Genomic DNA, 20434 nt, shown 5'->3' with positions numbered 1-20434 from the left:
CAGTTTGAGGAGGTTTAATTTATGAAAAAAATATTTAATGTAGGTATAGATGTTGGATCTACTACAGTTAAAATTGTCGTTTTAGATCAAGACAAAGTAATTTTCAAAAAATATACAAGACATTTTTCTGACGTAAAAAAAGCTGTTAAAGACGTTTTGACAGAAGTATATAATAAATTTGGAGATATTAGAATCTCTACTGTAGTAACTGGTTCTGGGGGAATAGATATCTCTAAATATCTAGGTTTAAAATTTGTACAAGAGGTAATTTCATCTACAAAAGCAATAGAAACCTTCAATCCAGAAACTGATGTTGTAATTGAACTTGGTGGAGAAGACGCTAAAATAACTTATTTAAGTGGCGGTATAGACCAAAGAATGAATGGTATATGTGCCGGTGGTACTGGTGCATTTATAGATCAAATGGCGAGCTTACTAAAAACAGATGCAGCTGGTCTTAATGAAATGGCTAAGGATTATGAAGTCATATATCCTATAGCATCTAGATGCGGAGTTTTCGCAAAAACAGATATTCAGCCGTTGATAAACGATGGTGCAAGAAAAGCTGATATAGCTATGAGTATATTCAATGCTGTTGTCGTTCAAACAGTAAGTGTTCTATCTTGTGGTAGAGCAATTGAAGGCAAGGTAGCATTTTTAGGTGGTCCTCTGTACTTCTTATCAGAGCTTAGAACTGCCTTTAAAAACGTATTAAATTTAGATGATAAAGATATAGTTTTTCCAAAGGATGCTCAGTTATACATAGCTATGGGTGCATCTATATTAGCAAAGGATGAGCCTGATGTAAATTTATCAGATTTAATAAACAAAATAAAAAAAATTGATGATGTGAATTTATCTAATTCAGAAGGATTAGAACCTCTATTTAGAAATCAAGAGGAATACGATGAATTTTTAAATAGACATAATAAATCACAGGTTACTAAAAAGGATTTTAGCGATGTAAGGGGTAACTGCTTCTTGGGAATTGATGCTGGTTCTACAACTACAAAGGCAGCATTAATAGATGAAGACTGCAACCTAGTTTACACATACTACAGCAGTAATGAAGGTAGCCCTCTTCAAACTTCTATAAACATAATAAAAGACATATATAAATGCTTACCTAAGGATGTAAATATAGTTTCTTCTTGTGTTACAGGATACGGTGAAGCATTACTTAAAAAAGCTCTAAAAATCGATTACGGCGAAATCGAAACTATGGCTCACTACAAAGCAGCTAAATACTTCGACCCTGAAGTTGATTTCATACTTGATATAGGTGGTCAAGATATGAAATGTCTTCAAATAAAAAACGGAGTAATCGACAGTATAATACTTAACGAGGCTTGTTCTTCTGGTTGTGGATCATTCCTTGAAACTTTTGCAAAATCACTTTCTATGTCAATTGAAGACTTTGCAAAGGAAGGTACATTCTCACAAAACCCAGTTGACCTAGGTTCTAGATGTACAGTATTCATGAACTCAAGAGTTAAGCAAGCACAAAAAGAAGGGGCAACTGTTGCAGATATATCTGCTGGGCTTTCTTATTCAGTTATAAAGAATGCCCTATTTAAGGTTATAAAAATAAGAGATTTAGATGAGCTTGGAAAAAATATAGTTGTTCAAGGTGGTACCTTCTACAACGATTTAGTTCTTAGAAGCTTTGAAAAATTAATCGGAAGAAATGTAATCAGACCTGACATATCAGGTATAATGGGTGCATTTGGAGCTGCTTTAATCAGTAAGGAAAAATTCAAAGCAGGTCATCAAACAGAATTTTTAAGCTTAGAAGAGCTAGAAAACATAAAAGTAGACAGTGCAGTTCGTAGATGTAAAGGTTGCTCAAACAAATGTCTACTTACTATAAATAAATTCTCAGAAACTGAGATATTTGTATCAGGAAATAGATGCGAAAATGGTGCTGCTCTATACGGTGCAGAAAAATCTGACCCAAACAAAGAAAAACCTATAAATCTATTTGCCTACAAATACGATAGATTATTTAAACACTATAAACCATTAAAGCTTGAAGATGCACCAAGAGGAGAAATAGGTATACCAAGAGCTCTAAACATGTACGAGGATTATCCTTTCTGGTTTACTTTCTTCACAGATTTAGGATTTAAGGTTACTCTATCAGGAAGATCTTCTAAAAAGCTTTACGAAAGAGGTATGACTAGTATAGCCTCTGAAACAGTTTGTTACCCAGGTAAAATGGTTCACGGCCACATCCAAAGTCTAATAGACAAGGGTGTAGAAACTATTTTCTACCCTGCTGTAACACATGAATACAGAGAAGATAAAACTTCAGATAACCACTACAACTGTCCTGTAGTTATATCTTATTCTGAAATAATTAAAAATAATGTTCCAGACTTAAAGAAAAAAAACATTAAATTCCTAAATCCATTTATGACTTTAAATGACAAGGAAAACTTAAAAGGAAGACTTTACCAAGTATTTTCTTACTACTTTGCCGACATGAAGGTCTCAAAAGAAGAAATCAACCATGCTGTAGATGCAGCTACAAAGGAAGAGTTCGCCTTCAAAGACGATATAAGACACGCTGGCGAAGAAGCACTTAAAAAAATACAGAAGGAAAACTTAAAAGCAATAGTTTTATCTGGTAGACCATATCATCTTGATCCAGAAATCAACCACGGTATGCCAGAGCTAATTAACTCACTAGATATGGCAGTGCTTACAGAAGACAGTATCTGTCACCTTGCTCAAGTTGAGAGACCTTTAAGAGTTGTAGACCAATGGGTGTATCACTCTAGACTTTATAAGGCGGCTGAATTTGTAAAGAAATACGATAATATCGAACTTGTTCAGCTAAATTCATTTGGTTGTGGTCTTGACGCGGTAACAACAGAGCAAGTACAAGAAATACTAGCTGAAAAATCAAAAATTTACACAGTAATTAAAATAGATGAAGGTAACAACCTAGGAGCAGCAAAAATAAGACTTCGTTCTCTAAAGGCTGCAATGCTAGAAAGAGAAGCCAACAATATAAGCGTCAAAAATATAGAAGAACATAAAATAAACTACACTAAGAACGATAGATTCGATATAAAACGTAAATTATTAGTTCCTCAAATGTCGCCTATTCACTTCCAATTTGTAGAAAAAGCTATAAATGAAAGTGGATGGAATATAGAAGTTCTTCAAGATACTAGCAGGGAAATTATTGAAGAAGGCTTAAGATATGTAAACAACGATGCTTGCTATCCAGCTATAATAGTTATAGGTCAATTAATAAGCGCACTTAAATCAGGTAAATACGATTTAAACAACGTAGCAGTTGCTATAACTCAAACTGGTGGAGGCTGTAGAGCTACTAACTATATAGGATTTTTACGTAAAGCTATGCACGAAGCAGGTTTTAAAGATGTACCAGTTATTTCTCTAAGTGCTCAAGGACTAGAAGATAACGGCGTTATGGATAATATCTCTCTAAAACTTCTAAACAGAGGATTCATGGCAGTCGTATATGGAGATTTATTTATGAAGGTTCTATATAGAGTTAGACCTTATGAAAAAGTAAAAGGAAGCGCAAATGCTCTATATGAAAAATGGGTTAAAATTTGCATGAACTCACTAGAAGATGCAAAATTCTCTACCTTCAGTAAAAATATTAAGAATATAATAAGAGATTTTGACAATCTAGAGCTCCTAGATATCAAGAAACCTAGAGTTGGTCTTGTTGGAGAAATACTAGTTAAATTCCACCCAACAGCTAACAATAACATAGTAGAAGTCCTTGAAAGAGAAGGTGCAGAAGCAGTAATGCCTGAAATGGCAAACTTCTTCCTATACTCTGCTGTAAACAGCATATACAGAAAAGACCATAAGCTAGAGGGAACAACTAAAGGTAAGTTCATGTCAAAATTCTTCATAGGTTTAGTCGGCTTCTACCAAAAAACTTATGTAAAAGAATTGAAAAAGAGCAAGAGATTTACTGCACCTGAAAATATAATAGAATTATCTAAGAAAACTGCTTCATTAGTTTCTATAGGTAATCAAACAGGTGAAGGTTGGCTACTTCCAGGTGAAATGATCGAGTTAATCGAAAGTGGAGTTGAAAACATAGTTTGTATGCAACCATTTGGTTGTCTACCTAATCACATAATCGGTAAGGGACCTATAAAGGAATTAAAGGCTAGATATCCAAAGGCTAATATAATTCCTATAGACTACGACCCATCAGCTAGTGAGGTCAACCAAATAAATAGAATAAAGCTTATGCTATCTAGAGCATTTAAAAATTTAAATGATAAAGAGGACAAAAATATAAAAAAGCAGGTATCAAAACAAAAGGAGTTCTCTGTGACTCATATTAATGCTAATTCAGACAAGCAAAAGCACAACAACAATAAAAAAGCTGTAAATATGTAAATTAAAAAAGGAATCTAGAAAGTTATTTTTTAGATTCCTTTTTATTTAAATTATATTTCTTCATTTTGTAAATCAGCGTATAATAAACTATCTTCTCTATTTAAGTAAACATATCTAGTGTCGATTTTTTCATCATCCTCAGATTGTTCTAGCACCTTTATAACATAATCATCTGTAGCTATATTTACTAGCACATCCTTATATTCTGAATATATTCTATTTATTAACGTTCTAGCTTCAAGTGGTGTATCATCAAATAACTCAACGCTTTCTAATGTAACAAATTGTTCTTTAAAGCTTATTTCAGAAGACATAGCTACGAAATAGATTTTTTTACACTCAGTACACATAACTACTAGCTTTTCCATTTTATATATAGAAGCCTTTGCAACAGCATCTAACTCTAATTCGTCTGTCTTTAGCTCTGTTTCACTTACTTCTCTAAATAATACTTTATATTCTTGTTTATTTGAGCAAGGACATATTCCTCGTCCAAAATCTTTTCTATATAGATATTTATTTACTGTAACCATAGAATCATTCTCACTTTCTCAAGAATTAAATCAAAAAATAAAGGCTTTAAAGCCTTTATTTTAATTATTATATTTTATTCTAAATCTACATATACAAAATCAAAATTATTTTTCCATATAAACGTATTCTGTATATTTTCCTTCTTTTACTTCTTTTTCATCAACTATTTTTGTAACAAAATCTTCAGATCTTATAGTGAATAATGCTTCATAAGAACCATAGTTACGTTTGATGTGTTCTCTTACTTGACTGTTAGTTTCAGATATTTCTCTTACTTTTGAAACTGTACGTCTTTGATCTGTTCCGTTTTTAGTGTATTTCATATCAAATCTGTACATTCTACCACATTTTGAGCAAACTGCAATTATATCACTTGTAGAATCGCAAATATCTTCGTCTTTGCTTTCAGTCATTTCGCTGTGATTATATAAAACTCTAAATTTTTTGCATTCAGAGCATTGGCATACCTTTTTGTCTAACTCTGCTGCTAAAATGTATTTTGGTGTGTATAACATATGTATCCTACCCCTTTCTCGTTACCATATTATTATTTATTATATATTCCCTAAAACATATAAATTTATGTATATGTAGGCTATAGGTGCACAAAAATTGTTTATTTAATATTTTAATTATCTTCCTCAGTAAGGCTTTTATAACAAACTCTAATCATGCTAACCTCTTTATAATATTGTATCATCTTATCATATAATTTACAGACCTAATTTTAAATTTTTTCATATTTTTTTCAAATTAGTTATGATAGATTTCTTTTAACTCGTTTAATTCCTCTAGCCATATATTTTGGCATGCATCAGAAGCCATACGCCAATCTCCTCTTGGTGATAACGAAACACTACCTACCTTTATACCATCAGGCATACAAGAACGTTTAAATTGTTGAGTCCAAAATCTATTATAAAATATTTCCATATTTCTAATCAAGGCTTTTTTGTCCACTACTGGATTCTCCACGCCTGCTTTTTTATCCTTCATAATTTTTGCATTTATATATAAATCGAATATTTTTTTAGGACCAAATCCATGCCTTAGCATATAGTAAAGCGTAAAATCGTGAATTACATATGAACCTATTTTTTCCTCTGTCTTTTGTTTTATTGTTCCATCCTCATTTGGAGGTAGTAGCTCTGGGCTTACCGGTGTATCACAAATATCTAGTAGAGTCTCTCTCAAATCATCATGACATTTTGCATAAGACTCTAATATTCCTCTTACTAGAGTTTTTGGTATAGATGCATTTACGCCGTACATACTCATTTGGTCTCCATTATATGTACACCATCCTAGGGCTAATTCAGATAAGTCACCTGTTCCGACTACTAAGCCACCTATTTTATTTGATACATCCATTAGCACTTGATTTCTCTCTCTAGCTTGTACATTTTCAAATGTAACATCTAGCTTAGATTTATCGTGTCCTATATCCTTATAGTGTTGTTCACAGGCATCTTTTATATTAATTTCATATGAAGTTACGTTTAATAGCTTCATCAGGCTCTTGGCGTTATTTAAGGTTCTATCTGTAGTTCCATAGCAAGGCATTGTAATGGCATGAATTCCCTTTTTATCAAATCCATTTATATCAAATGCCTCTGACGCTACAACTAGCGCTAGAGTGCTGTCTAAGCCTCCAGAAATGCCTATAACTACATTTTTACAGTTTATTTTTTTCAATCTGCCTGCAAGTCCTGCTGCCTGTAATTTTAATATTTCACTAGAACGCTCATCTATGTTATCTGGAACAAAAGGAAGTATTGAAATTTCTCTGTGTGAAATAAATTTATCTGTCACTGGCTTAAATGTTTCTATATAAATATGTTCGTATTCTTGTCTATCTACAACAGTCATATATGATGTAGTTTTTGTTCTATCGTTTAAGCATCTTTCTATATCTATTTCTCCATAAGTAATTTCTATATCCTCTAAAAACTTGCTCTCAGATACTATATATCCATTATCTGCTATTAAGCTATGTCCTGAAAAAACAGTATCAGTCGTACTTTCAGCTCTTGAAGATGATGCGTAGATATATCCACAATTCGATGTAGCTGAGTGCATTTTTATTAAATCTTCTCTATATTTAGTTTTTCCTATAGTCTCATTACTTGCAGATAAGTTTACAATTATATTGGCTCCATGCAAACAATGGTATTTTGAAGGCGGAATTGGCACCCAAACATCTTCACATACTTCAGCAGAAACTACAGCTCCTGTCGTGTTATCCTCTATCAGTAAATTAGTAGTAAATGGAACTGTTTTTCCATCTAATACAATTTTATTGTCTATTCTATTTACAGCGCTTGAAAAATGTCTCGCTTCATAGAATTCTGAATAATTTGGGATAAATATCTTAGGAACTACTCCTAATATTTCTCCCTTATTTATCGCAACTGCACAGTTAAATAATTGATTGTCCTTTCTAAGAGGTACTCCTACAAATATAAGTGGACTACACTCTTTATTTGAAAGCTTTGCAAATCTCAAAAGCTCTTCATAAGCCCTTTGTATCAATCTGCTTTGGTTGAATAAATCGTGACAAGTATATCCTGTTATACTCAACTCTGGATATACTACAATTCTAGTTTGTCTTTTTCCTGTTTTATTTTCCTCACAAACCTCATCTAGAAGCCTCAACATTTCATCTACGTTAAACTTTGGGTCGGCAATCTTTATTTCATTTGGAATAATTGTCGCCACTTCAACAATCCCGTGATTTAATAAATTATTCATCTTATATCTCCAATCTATAGAATTTATAATCTCATAAAATCCTATTTAGACAATTTTTTCATATATTAATGAGATATTTTATCACAAATCTATAATTTTTATAAAAAAATCTTATTATAAGTCATTTATACCTGCAATTGCTCATTTTCTTGCTCACTTATTTTTTGCTTTAATTCCTTTAAAAATCCTCTCGCAAATGGTATAGATAAAATACAAGATGCCATATCTGCCAAGGCTTGAGTGCATTCTATACCTCTAAGACCAAATACTGCATTTCCAATAAATAATATCGGAATAAAAAACAGTCCCTGTCTAGTTGAAGATAAAAATGTAGCTGTCCACGATTTTCCTATCATTTGGAAGGTCATATTGCAAACAGTACAAAATGGTATAAATGGCATTACAATACATTGAGCCCTCAAGCAAGATGTTCCTATGCTTATTACCTCTAAATCGTCATTTATAAATAATTTTACGATTTCAGGCGCAAAAGCAAATACTAACACAGATCCTATAAGCATAATCGTCATACCTACTTTAAATGTAAAAAAGCATGACTTTTTAACTCTATCATATTTTTTAGCACCATAATTATAACCAACTACAGGCTGGAATCCTTGCCCAAATCCTATTACGACAGAAAAAATAAACATAAATACTTTATTAAATATAGAAAGCGCCGCAACAGCTGCATCTCCATATCCAACTGCACATAAGTTTAATAACACTGTAGATAAGCTAGCCAACCCCTGTCTAGCAAATGAAGGCAGTCCCGTCTTAACTATAAGTATATAAGTTGAAATATTTTTTGACATAAATTTAATATTCAATCTAGATACTGTAACTCCCCTTATTACACTAGATAACAGTATGCAAAAGCTCGTTGCTTGACTTATCAAAGTCGCAATAGCCGCACCTGATATCCCCATATCTAATACAAATATAAAAATTGGATCTAAAAATATATTTAAAATACTCCCAAACGCAATTCCTATCATTGCGAACTTAGCTCTTCCCTCTGATCTCAAAATATTATTTAAAACAAATGAAGCACACATAATAGGAGCCCCTATTAAAATATAAGTCGCATAGCTACTAGCGTAAGGCAAAATAGTTTTAGATGCTCCCAATATCCTCATCAAGTTATCTAAATTTAATAATCCAAATATCGTAAGCAACGATCCAAATAAAATAGCAGTAAAAAATCCTGAAGAAGCGATTTCATTTGCCCTTTCATTTTGTTTTGCTCCTAATAATCTCGAAATCAAACTCCCAGAACCCATACCAAGAGTAAATCCAATAGCCTGTATTACCGCCATCAACGAAAATACTATCCCGACTGCACCAGATGCACTAGTTCCTAATTTTGCCACAAAAAAAGTATCTGCCATGTTATATATAGCAGTTACTAGCATACTTATAATAGTCGGTATAGCTAGAGATATTATAAGCTTTGGTACTGGAGTTTCAGTCATTTTAATAAATTGTGCTTGATCCTTTTGCATTTCTTTTCCTCCCTATAAAATCATTGTTTTAGAAAAATATATCAAACCACCAAAGTAACCCTTCATTTAAATATTTATATTTAGATAAAAATAAATTATGTATTTCTAATTTAGATATGTTTAATAAATCATTAAAATTATCTTTTACTAAAGTCACTGAACCTTTAGCACCTACACCTATGGCTACAGATCCTTTAGCATAATATCCTACAGATAAATATTTAGAAAAACTAAGTCCTCCTATAGAAAATAAACCTAGAGATATAGCTCCTAAAGTATATATACCTACAGCTATTATACTTACAGAAATAGCTCCTATCCCACAAAATCCACTCGCTATAATAGCTAGAGACAACAAGCCTATCGCAAAAAATCCCAATGATAAAGCTCCAAGTGAGAACAATCCAACTGATACCAATCCTATAGATATAAGTCCCACACTTACATTTCCTATAGCTATTATTCCTTTTGCTTTACAGTTTTTCATGCCTAGGTTTATATGTATCAATGGTAAATTTCCTATATATTTCTCACTTTTGTATTCGTAACTATTTTTTCTACTTTGGATTTGATTTACTATTTGATTGTTCTTTTTATCGCCTTTTATAAGTTCATCCATCGAAACATCGAAAATTTCACTTATAGTAACCAAATTTATCATATCAGGATATGCCTTATTATTTTCCCATTTATATATAGTCTGTCTCGATACTCCCAATAGTTTTGCTAGTTTTTCTTGAGACATATTGTTTTCTTTCCTCAATTTCACTAGTTGTTCTCCAATTATTATCATAAAATTCCCCTTTTTCAATGTCAAAAATAAAGATTTACATTCAGTAAATCCTTGCTATAATTCTAGTATAATATAAAAAAGTATTGATTTAAAGATTATTAAACTAGCCTAAAATCTTTTGAAACTCATCAAAAAATGCCTCTTTTTAATACTAAGAGACATTTTTTGATGAAAACATCATTCCATTTTAAATTTCTATATTTTTTAGAGATTTTACTTCCTTTTTATAGTTTCTAATGACTTCCCTCTGCCAAAAAAATTCACCTATAAACAATATTTTAAATATTCCTTTAGTATCAGTAGGCGCTCCTACTATAAATAGGCCTCTGACTCCAATTCCATGCTTTTTGATATTTTTAATAGATTTTTTTATATCGTTGTAATTACTTTTTTTATGAAATTCTTTAAACGAATCGTCATTTAAAAACTCTATTCCTAGTGCCAATTCTACAAATCCAGCCCTTTTCATCAGCTCTAATAACTCATTATCAAATCCGACCTCAAACCTAGCTTGAACAGAAAAATTATACTTAATACCACTATTTATAATTTCATTTAAAACAGAAACCGCCCAATCCCTATCCTCTGCAAAGTTATCATCTGTAATCCACACACAATTACTAAGCCTAGGCATAAATTTTATTCTATGAAACTCTATAGCTTCTTTTATATCTTGAACTATACTTTGAGGCGTTCTATGACGTATTTTTCTCCCAAAATGTTGTATAACTGCACAGTAATCACAATTATGTGGACATCCTCTTAAACCGTGAACCTGTGGCCATAATGTATTATATCTTTTAGCTAGCTTTGAATAATTATAAACTAAATTTCTATCTGGTATCATATCTATATCTAAAGGTTGTTCTCTTTTTCCTGTATTAATTAAGATATCTCCTCTTTTATAAACAACACCTTTAAAATCAATTTTTTTATCCTCTTTCATACAATTTATAAAATCTACAATTAATTCATCTCCATCACCCATCAAAACATAATCTGCATACTCCACAGCCTCTAAATAATTTAAAGATGCATGCATTCCACCTAAAACTACTATTGCCTTTGAATGATTTCTTATATTCGAACATAGATCATATCCTCTTTTAGCATTATATGTATTAATAGATATAAAAACTATATCCGAGCTATATACATCTTTAAAATCAACTTTTGAAATAGACTCACTGTACATCAATGTGTCATCTATTATTTTCTTAGCAATAGTCGTTAAAATAATCAATCCTGTGGATGGATTTTTAATGTACTTATTGTATGTATAAATATTTTTAAACGATTTTTTATACCTAGAGAAATTACCTGGTTCAATAAATCTAATCTTGTTTATCATATAATATCTACCTCTCCTTGTTACAAATTTAATTTATAGTATAAATATATAAATTCACACCTAAACAGTCTATAAACCAGTATTTTCAATATGTAACCTATCATTTACAAACATAGCAATATTAGTTTACAATTATTTAACCTAAATATTTTTTCAAAAAAACAGGAGGTAGCTAAAAAGCTACCCCCCATCTCATAGGTATATATTCTTAAAAATTTCTAAATGAAATTTTCTTGAGCAAATTTTAATAAACTAAAGCTTCTTCTTCCCCTCTTAATACACGAAGCCCACCTTCAACTAAAGCAGTCATTTCGTCTTCACCTGGATAAGCTATAACCTTTGCTATAAATTTAACTCTGTCTTCTATCATTTCTCTGACCATAGCAGAATAAGCTATACCACCAGTTAATATTATCGCATCTACATCACCTTTTAATACAGTTGCATATGCACCAATTTCTTTACAAATTTGATAAATCATAGCTTCGTGAACAAGCTTAGCTTTTTCATCTCCATCATTTATCATGGCTTCTACTTCTCTTATATCATTAGTTCCAAGGTAAGCAACTACACCACCTTGTCCTTTGATTCTCTTAGCTATTTGATCCTTTGTCATTTCATCGCCATAGCATGCTTTAAATAAAGCTCCTACAGGAAGTCCTCCACTTCTTTCTGGAGAGAATGGTCCTTCTCCATCAAGACCGTTAGTATTGTCTATTACTCTACCTTTTTTGTGAGCTCCAACTGTAACTCCTCCACCCATATGTACTATTAAGAAGTTGCAATCTTCGTATTTTTTACCTAAATCCTTAGCAGCTCTTCTTCCTATTGCCTTTTGGTTTAGAGCATGGAAAATACTTATTCTTGGCATTTCAGGTACGCCTGATAATCTAGCTACATCTTCCATTTCATCTACAACAACTGGGTCTACTATAAATGCTGGTATATTTACTTCATCCCCTATTTCTCTTGCAATTATACCACCAAGGTTTGATGCATGTTGTCCTGATACTCCTATTTTTAAATCTTCAACCATTGCATCATTTACTGCATATGTTCCACCTTGAATAGGTTTTAGAAGTCCCCCTCTACCTACTACTGCATCTAAATCGCTGAATTTTATACCAGCTTCCTTTAAAACCTCTTCTATTATATTTTTTCTAAAATCAAATTGATCTGCTATTTTTTCAAATTTATCTATTTCTTCAGATGAATGTCTAAGTGTTTTTTCTAAAATTTCTTCTTCATTATCATAAACTGCTATCTTAGTAGAAGTTGATCCTGGATTAATTGCTAAAACTTTATATATTTTTTCCATAACATATTCTCCTATTCCCTAATAATTTTAAAAATATAATTTTTGTAATTAATTTGCATTTTAAACTATCAAATTTTCTATAATTAATTGTTTTTAGAAGCTGCTAATACTCCTAATGCAATTGAATTTAATTTTGTAACATCGCTGTCAGCTCTTGAAGTTAATACTATTGGTGCTTTAGCTCCTAAAACTAATCCAGCACTTTGTGCATTTGCAAAGAATGTAAGAGCTTTGTAGAATATATTACCAGCTTCGATATCTGGAACTACTAATATATCTGCTTTTCCTGCTACTGGATGGTCTATTCCTTTGTGTTTAGCTGCTTCTTCACTGATAGCATTGTCTAATGCAAATGGTCCACCAACTATGCAATTTTTGATTTCGCCTTTTTTATACATTTCTTCTAGTTCCTTAGCATCTACTGTATCAGGCATCTTAGGGTTAACCTTTTCCTTAGCACAAAGTAAAGCTACCTTTGGTTCATCTATATCTAATGCTCTCGCTACTTTTACAGCATTTTCAATTATTTGTTTCTTAGTATTTAAATCAGGGTCTATATTCATAGCTGCATCTGTTACGAAAAATAATCTATCGTATCCTTCAACACAGAAAACACCAACATGGCTTAATACATTTCCTGTTCTAAGACCTATCTCTTTATTTAAAACGGCTTTTAATACTATTGATGTATCTACTAGGCCTTTCATAACTATATCCGCTTTTCCGCTAGAAACAAGTTCTACAGCCTTTAAAGATGCTTCACTAAGATCCTTTATATCTATTAATTCGTAATTATCTAGATTTATATTTAATTCAGAAGCAATATCTCTTGTTTTATCTATATCCCCTACTAAAATTCCATTTATTATTCCTTCTTTTCTTGCATTTTCAACTGCCACTAAAACTTCTTTATCTTGACAGCATGCAACAGATACTGTTTTTGGTCCTCTTTCTTTAGCTAATTTTATAACATCTTCTATTTTCATAAAGCCACCTCTTCTTCCCTATTAAAGTTATATTCATGTTAATTTATGTCTAATTATTATATAATTCCAAAAGCTAATTTCTTAATTATTTATTTCCATAGAATTGTTACAAGTTAAAACTTATTATCCTTAATTTAATTATATATTCCTTTTAATCCCAACAGATAATATGTATTTTTTATCCTTTGCTATAAATATTTTTTATAACCGATTTAATTTTTTTTAACATTTAAATTATCTTTTTAATTGTATTAATATGAAATATTAAATTTAATTTTTTAATATATAAAAAATCTATTTTATTAGTTTTTTGTACAAAAAATAGAACTATAAGGATAAAAAATCCCTATAGCTCTCAATATATTCTGTATTTTTAATCTCTTAAATCATCTTTTTCAGCAAACTCCTTATAAAGATTAACAAATTCTTCTGCTATAGGAGATAATGCCTCATCCTTTCTCTTTATGTAACCACAATCTAAAATAATATTTTTAGCCAAAGGAATTAAAACTGTACCATCATCTAGATAAGTTTTTTCCTTAATAGGTCCACCTCTTAAAGAGAAAAATACGCCATCCATTTCATGTAAAAAATAAAATAGCATATCATGATCTTGAACTGTTATGAAATTATTAAAATTATCATAATCTAACTCATTTCCAATCCACATAGATATATAGCTTCTATCTACATATTCATTAGTCAATAATACATATTTTTTTAAGTCGTCAATTTCAACCTTTCCCTCTTCACTACAAAGAGGATGTCCTTGTCTTACTTGTACGTAAACATGTCCATCTGTAATTTTTACAAATTCTAAGTTCTTAGACATAAGAGTTCTTCTATTTGTAAAGCTAACTGGTCTTGTTATTTTTATTATTCCAATATCAGAAAGGCCTGTCTCAACATCTCTAATTACATTAGAAAATGTATCTTGATTTATTATTAGATTTAACATTTCCTCTTTATGTCTATTACCTAGTTCTAAAATAATATGCTTTATAAAGGATATGTAATATGAAGAAATCCTAAAATTAACCTTTTCGTCCTTTGCTATAGTGTTCATATTTCTAATTAGATCCATATTTCTCTCAATTTCTTCACCGTATTGAAGTAACTCCATTCCCTTAGCAGTCAACTCCACACCTGAATTACTTCTCTCAAAAATTTTAAATCCTAATTCTTCTTCTAGCATTCTTATAGACATACTTAGATTAGGTTGGCTCATATACAGCTTCTTTGCTGCTTTACCTATTGAGCCTTGTTTAGCAATTTCTAAAATATAACTTATTTGTTCTAGTTTCATATAATCACCTATTTCATTTAATTATATTTATTAATATATTATATTTTTATATATTATATATTAGTAAATAAAAATCCTTCCCATAGGCCCCTTTATAAATGTATTTATATCTATATGTATTAAAATATTTATTGAAATTTAAGTTTAATTTATATATATTATATTAACATTATATCATACTTTTTTTATATTTTCATAACATAAAGAAAAGCTTAATAGTTATAAACTATTAAGCCTCCCTTTGGGCCTTTTATTAATTTTTTGGTCTAAATATATGAAATTTTTTAACTAACAGCATCCATGCCTTTTTGTAAGGCTTCTCTATTTATTGGTATAAATTTAGATTTTCTTTCTCCAAATACCTTTAAGAAAGCTTGTAATACTGATTCTATATCAACTGCATTAGTTACCTTTAAGCAAGCACCTAACATTATCATATTAGCAACCTTAGGCATTCCCATTTCACCTGCTAAATCGTTAGCTGGTATATAAGTAACTTTTATATCATCTCTCTCTATTTTTGTGTCTATTAATGAACTGTTTACTAAAACATGTCCTCCTGGTACTACGTCATCAACGAATTTCATAGAAGGTAAATTCATTATTACAGCACAAGTTGCATCGTCTGTTATAACTGGTGATCCAACTGGTTCATCAGATACAGTTACTGCACAGTTTGCAGTACCTCCACGCATTTCTGGTCCATAAGAAGGTAACCATGCAACTTCTTTTCCTTCTAGCATACCTGCATATGTTAACAATTGTCCCATAGACATTACACCTTGACCACCAAATCCTGCACAAATTACTCTAGCTGTTGACATATTATTTCACCTCCTTAGCTTCTATGTCTATATCTTTTTTATTACCTGGTTCATAGTATTTCATCATGTTGTCTCTTAACCATTGTAAAGCATCAGTTGGTGCCATACCCCAGTTAGTTGGACAAGTAGATAAAACTTCTACTATACCAAATCCTAAACCTGCTCTTTGAACTTCGAAAGCTTTTCTTATAGCCTTTTTAGCTTTTCTTACGTTAGCAGGAGTATCTACAGTTACTCTTTCTACAAATACTGCACCTGTTAAAGTTGCAAGCATTTCACTAACTCTTATAGGGAATCCATTTCTTTCTGGATCTCTACCATCTTGAGCTGTTGTAGCTCTTTGGCCTATTAATGTAGTTGGTGCCATTTGTCCACCAGTCATACCATATATACCGTTGTTAACGAATATAGTAGTTATTTTTTCTCCTCTAGCAGCTGCATGAACTATTTCACACATACCGATTGAAGATAAGTCACCATCACCTTGATAAGTAAATACAGTTTTATCTGGGTGAGTTCTCTTTACACCTGTAGCTACAGCTGGAGCTCTACCATGAGCAGCTTCATGTGTATCTACATTAAAATAATTATATGCTAAAACGGAACATCCTACAGGAACTACTCCTATAGTTTCCCCTAATATACCCATTTCATCTAAAACTTCAGCTACTAATCTATGGATTATACCATGAGTACATCCTGGACAGTAGTGAGTTACAGCATCAGTTAAACCTTTTGTTTTTTCAAATACTACAGCCATTATTTTACACCTCCTAAAGCAACTTCTCCTAATATTTCTTTAGCCTTTTCAGCTATTGCAGCTGGAGTAGGTATCATACCACCACTTCTTCCGTAGAAGTGAACTGGTAATTTACATTCACATGCTAATTTAACATCGTCTATCATTTGACCTAAACTCATTTCTACTACTAATAAATCCTTAGCATTTGGTATTTGTTTGAATGCTTCATTTGGGAATGGCCATAAAGTCTTAGGTCTAATTAAACCTACTTTATATCCTTCTTTTCTTAACCCTTCTATAGCTGTTTTAACTATTCTTGAAACTGTTCCATATGCTACAAATACTAAATCAGCATCTTCAGTTTTGTACATTTCATATTGAACTTCATTTTCTTCTATAGTTTTATATTTCTTTTCTAATTTTAAGTTATGTTGTTCTAATTCTTCTGATTGTAAATATAAAGAATTTATTATATTAGGTTTTCTCTTATTATCATGTCCACAAGAAGCCCAATCTTTTTCTGGTAAATCTCTGTGTTTACGTTCTTTTTCGAAATCAACTGGTTCCATCATTTGACCGATCATACCATCTGCAACTACCATAACTGGAGTTCTATATTGATCAGCTACATCGAAAGCTTCTATAATCATATCAACTGCTTCTTGAACTGAAGCTGGAGCGTATACTGGAGTTCTGTAGTCACCATTTCCTCCACCTTTAGTACTCATGTAATAATCCGCTTGAGAAGGTTGTATAGTTCCAAGTCCTGGACCACCTCTCATTATATTTAAAACTACACAAGGTACTTCTGCACCTGCACAGTATGTAATTCCTTCTTGTTTTAATGCAACCCCTGGAGATGATGAAGATGTCATAACTCTAACACCTGATCCTCCTGCACCATAAACCATGTTTATAGCAGCTACTTCTGATTCTGCTTGTACAAAAGCTCCTCCAACCTTTGGAAGTTCTCTTGATAAATATTCTGGTAACTCACTTTGTGGAGTTATTGGATATCCAAAGAAGTAATGGCATCCAGCTTCTATAGCTGCTCTACCAAATGCTTCATTACCTTTCATAAGTATTTTAGCCATTATTAATTCCCCCCTAATTTTGAAATAAAATTAATCTCTCTCTACAGTTATAACTACGTCAGGACACATTAGTGCACAGCTTGCACAACCAACACATTTTTCTTCATCAACTATTTTTGCTGGATTATATCCTTTTTGGTTAATAAACTCTGTATCTATTGCTAATATTTCCTTTGGACATGCCGCAACACATAATCCACAACTCTTACAACGTTCTACATCGAAAGTTACTTTACCTTTAGCCATTTCAAAGCCCCCCTTAACATTGTGTTTTTTCTATTAAAAACTCATACTACATCCAAATTTCTCTCATGTATAAATCTATTGGTAGTATATCCCCTTCTAAATCACTCGGTAATAAATCTACTAATTCTTTTAAACAAGAGACGTATTTTATAGGAATATTAGTTAATTCAGAAACCTCTTTAACTAATTTTTGTCCTTTCAAAACGTCTTCTATAGTAGTTTGTCTTATAAAATGAGTATTGTTAATCAACCCTGTTACCTTTAATTTCGAACTATCCTCCATAGATTTGATAAATCTTATCACATCTTCTGCAGTTTGAGTTTGTTCCCTATTTGCATTTACCACACAAAACATATCGTATTCACCCTCTACAAAATGTTCTGCGAATCTTCCAACAACTCTTGTCCCGACATTATCTCCACCAACATCTAATACATAATTTGTATCTTTGTTGTGTAAAGGTGTCATTATTTGTGCTGATACTGCTGGTAAATCCAATGTGTTTGTTTCAATGGAACTATCGATTGGATTTATGCCCATAGATCTAAGCTCATCTTTTTTTTCTCTAGTTCTAAAATATACGTTTACTATATCTAAATCTGCAAATGCTACTTCTCCATCTACTGCTTCTCTTAGCTTAGTAACGTAATTTATTGAGACCTCGCTTTTTCCACTTCCATAATGTCCAATAAATAGCCTTACCCTTTTATCATCTTTTATCATTTCTTATCACCTATCTTTTAGATACTAATAAAATTAGCTTCTTTTCTATGGTTATAAATTGTTATAAATTTAAATAAATAATTCATCTTATTTTTAAAATTCATTATATGTTATATTTTTTTATAAGCTAAATTAAAATTAAAACTTGAACAATTCTTATACTTAAATTATACATACACTCAACAGGAAAACGCTAATATGTAAAATTTATCCTTGGGTATAAATATTTTTTATTACATTTTAAATAAAAAACGTTTTCCTTAAAATACATTTTTTTATAAAGTAAATCACCTAAAAAAAACAAAAAAATTTAACAAAAATAAAGTTACACCTATCCAACGCTATATTCTAACAAATAAACGTTTTTTTATATTTTTTACTATTTTTTATTTTTCATACCCCTAGAACCCTTGAAATAGCTCATTTTTTAAATTTCAACAAATTAAATTTTCTTAAATCATAAGTAATTTTTATTCCTTTCTATAAATATTACTTATTAGCGAATTCTTACTTTTTCTATGTATAATTATTGTAAACAATGTATTATTTTTCTTTATATGTTAGAAAATTATTATTTGAAGAATAAGTAAATTTATAATCTAATAATCTAATTACAAATGTTTAAAATTTATAGGGGGTGCTTTTATGGCAATAAAATTTGCAAAAAGATTAGATAATTTAGAAGGTTCTGCAATACGTGAACTTTTAAAACTTACTCAAAGACCGGAAGTTATATCTTTCGCTGGAGGAATGCCTGCTCCAGAATTATTCCCAGTTGAAGAAATGAAGAAGGTTTCAGTTGCTGTATTAGAAGAACAAGGACAAGTTGCTCTTCAATATACAACTACAGAAGGATATGCTCCACTTAGAGAAAAAATCGCTGATAGAATGAATACTAAATTAAAAACTAACGTTAAAGCTGACGATATATTAATAACTAGTGGATCTCAACAAGGTTTAGATTTTGCTGGTAAAGTATTTATAGATGAAGGTGACGTTATATTATGTGAAAGTCCTTCATATATGGGTGCTTTAAATGCAATGAAAGCTTATCAACCAAACTTCATAGAAATACCTACTGATAATGACGGTATGATTATGGAAGAATTAGAAAAAGTATTAGCTACTACTGATAGAGTTAAAATGATTTACGTTATCCCTGATTTCCAAAATCCATCAGGAAGAACTTGGCCAATGGATAGAAGATTAAAATTCATGGAAATCATAAATAAATATGAAATACCTGTTATAGAAGATAATCCATATGGAGAATTAAGATTCGACGGAGAATTCTTACCATCATTAAAATCTTTAGATACTAAAGGTTTAGTTATATTCTTAGGAACATTCTCTAAAATATTCTGTCCTGGATATAGATTAGGATGGACTTGTGCAGCTCCTGAAATATTAAACAAATTCAATATTTGTAAACAAGGTGCTGACCTTCAAGCTTCTACTATATCTCAAATGGAAGTTAATAAATTCATAGAAATGTATGATTTAGATGCTCATGTTGAAAAAATAAAAGCTTGTTATGTAAAACGTAGAGATGTTATGATGAAAACTATGGAAGAAGAATTCCCTGATTGTGTAGAATTTACTCATCCTCAAGGCGGATTATTCACTTGGGTTACATTCCCTGAAGGAATAAATGCTGGTGAAATGGCTAAAAAATGCTTAGCTAAGGACGTTGCTTATGTTCCAGGTGAATCTTTCTATCCAAATGGCGGAGTTTATAATACTTGTAGATTAAACTATTCTAACATGCCTGAAGACAAGATAGTTGAAGGTATTAAGAGAATGGGTCAAGTTCTTAGAGAAGAGCTAGCTGAACTAGCTAAATAAATTTGCTAAATATA

General features: G+C 31.1%; 16 protein-coding genes. 2 read left to right on the top strand and 14 right to left on the bottom strand.

What is annotated here, in order from left to right:
- Positions 1-21: 21 nt before the first annotated feature.
- On the top strand, positions 22-4401 hold the full coding sequence (locus SPD90_RS02320; protein WP_320924191.1) for an acyl-CoA dehydratase activase-related protein: 4380 nt from the start codon (positions 22-24) through the stop codon (positions 4399-4401).
- A 50-nt stretch (positions 4402-4451) separates the two neighbouring features.
- On the opposite strand, the gene SPD90_RS02315 is transcribed toward SPD90_RS02320, so the two are convergent.
- The 14 genes from SPD90_RS02315 to SPD90_RS02250 form a co-directional block, all read right to left on the bottom strand.
- Positions 4452-4934, bottom strand: a complete 483-nt coding sequence (locus SPD90_RS02315) for a hypothetical protein (RefSeq protein WP_320624747.1) — start codon at positions 4932-4934, stop codon at positions 4452-4454.
- A 105-nt stretch (positions 4935-5039) separates the two neighbouring features.
- On the bottom strand, positions 5040-5450 hold the full coding sequence (locus tag SPD90_RS02310; protein ID WP_320625069.1) for a hypothetical protein: 411 nt from the start codon (positions 5448-5450) through the stop codon (positions 5040-5042).
- Positions 5451-5688: 238 nt separating this feature from the next.
- A complete protein-coding gene (locus tag SPD90_RS02305; protein ID WP_320924190.1) occupies positions 5689-7686 on the bottom strand; it encodes an NAD(+) synthase in 1998 nt (665 codons plus the stop codon).
- A 125-nt stretch (positions 7687-7811) separates the two neighbouring features.
- Complete coding sequence (locus SPD90_RS02300) at positions 7812-9191, bottom strand: MATE family efflux transporter (protein WP_320924189.1); 1380 nt, start codon at positions 9189-9191, stop codon at positions 7812-7814.
- A 28-nt stretch (positions 9192-9219) separates the two neighbouring features.
- Complete coding sequence (locus SPD90_RS02295; protein ID WP_320924188.1) at positions 9220-9984, bottom strand: helix-turn-helix domain-containing protein; 765 nt, start codon at positions 9982-9984, stop codon at positions 9220-9222.
- Positions 9985-10171: 187 nt separating this feature from the next.
- A complete protein-coding gene (locus SPD90_RS02290) occupies positions 10172-11335 on the bottom strand; it encodes a B12-binding domain-containing radical SAM protein (protein ID WP_320924187.1) in 1164 nt (387 codons plus the stop codon).
- 244 nt (positions 11336-11579) lie between these two features.
- Positions 11580-12653, bottom strand: a complete 1074-nt coding sequence (gene buk / locus SPD90_RS02285; protein WP_320924186.1) for a butyrate kinase — start codon at positions 12651-12653, stop codon at positions 11580-11582.
- Positions 12654-12736: 83 nt separating this feature from the next.
- Entirely contained in the window at positions 12737-13639 is a 903-nt protein-coding gene (ptb, locus tag SPD90_RS02280; RefSeq protein ID WP_320626851.1) for a phosphate butyryltransferase, read from the bottom strand.
- Positions 13640-14012: 373 nt separating this feature from the next.
- The gene (locus SPD90_RS02275; RefSeq protein ID WP_320626850.1) at positions 14013-14945 is read right to left on the bottom strand and encodes a LysR family transcriptional regulator; all 933 of its coding nucleotides are present in this window, start codon (positions 14943-14945) and stop codon (positions 14013-14015) included.
- Between the two features lie 284 nt (positions 14946-15229).
- Positions 15230-15769 carry a 2-oxoacid:acceptor oxidoreductase family protein gene (locus SPD90_RS02270; RefSeq protein WP_320924185.1) on the bottom strand — a complete coding sequence of 180 codons (540 nt, stop codon included), beginning with the start codon at positions 15767-15769 and terminating at the stop codon, positions 15230-15232.
- 1 nt (position 15770) lies between these two features.
- A complete protein-coding gene (locus SPD90_RS02265) occupies positions 15771-16529 on the bottom strand; it encodes a thiamine pyrophosphate-dependent enzyme (RefSeq protein WP_320924184.1) in 759 nt (252 codons plus the stop codon).
- Positions 16529-17605 carry a 3-methyl-2-oxobutanoate dehydrogenase subunit VorB gene (locus tag SPD90_RS02260; protein WP_320924183.1) on the bottom strand — a complete coding sequence of 359 codons (1077 nt, stop codon included), beginning with the start codon at positions 17603-17605 and terminating at the stop codon, positions 16529-16531. Before SPD90_RS02260 ends, SPD90_RS02265 begins: the two co-directional genes overlap by 1 nt.
- Before the next feature lie 30 nt (positions 17606-17635).
- Complete coding sequence (locus tag SPD90_RS02255; protein WP_320626846.1) at positions 17636-17851, bottom strand: 4Fe-4S dicluster domain-containing protein; 216 nt, start codon at positions 17849-17851, stop codon at positions 17636-17638.
- Positions 17852-17897: 46 nt separating this feature from the next.
- Complete coding sequence (locus SPD90_RS02250; RefSeq protein ID WP_320626845.1) at positions 17898-18575, bottom strand: ATP-binding protein; 678 nt, start codon at positions 18573-18575, stop codon at positions 17898-17900.
- A 645-nt stretch (positions 18576-19220) separates the two neighbouring features.
- Between SPD90_RS02250 and SPD90_RS02245 the strand changes: the two genes are divergently transcribed.
- Complete coding sequence (locus tag SPD90_RS02245; RefSeq protein WP_320924182.1) at positions 19221-20420, top strand: aminotransferase-like domain-containing protein; 1200 nt, start codon at positions 19221-19223, stop codon at positions 20418-20420.
- The last annotated feature ends 14 nt before the right edge of the window (positions 20421-20434 follow it).

It is taken from the genome of Intestinibacter sp. (assembly GCF_034113885.1).
Classification (GTDB): Bacteria; Bacillota; Clostridia; order Peptostreptococcales; family Peptostreptococcaceae; genus Intestinibacter.
Note: the sequence above shows the minus strand (reverse complement) of the source record. Positions and strands in the feature narration are given on the sequence as shown.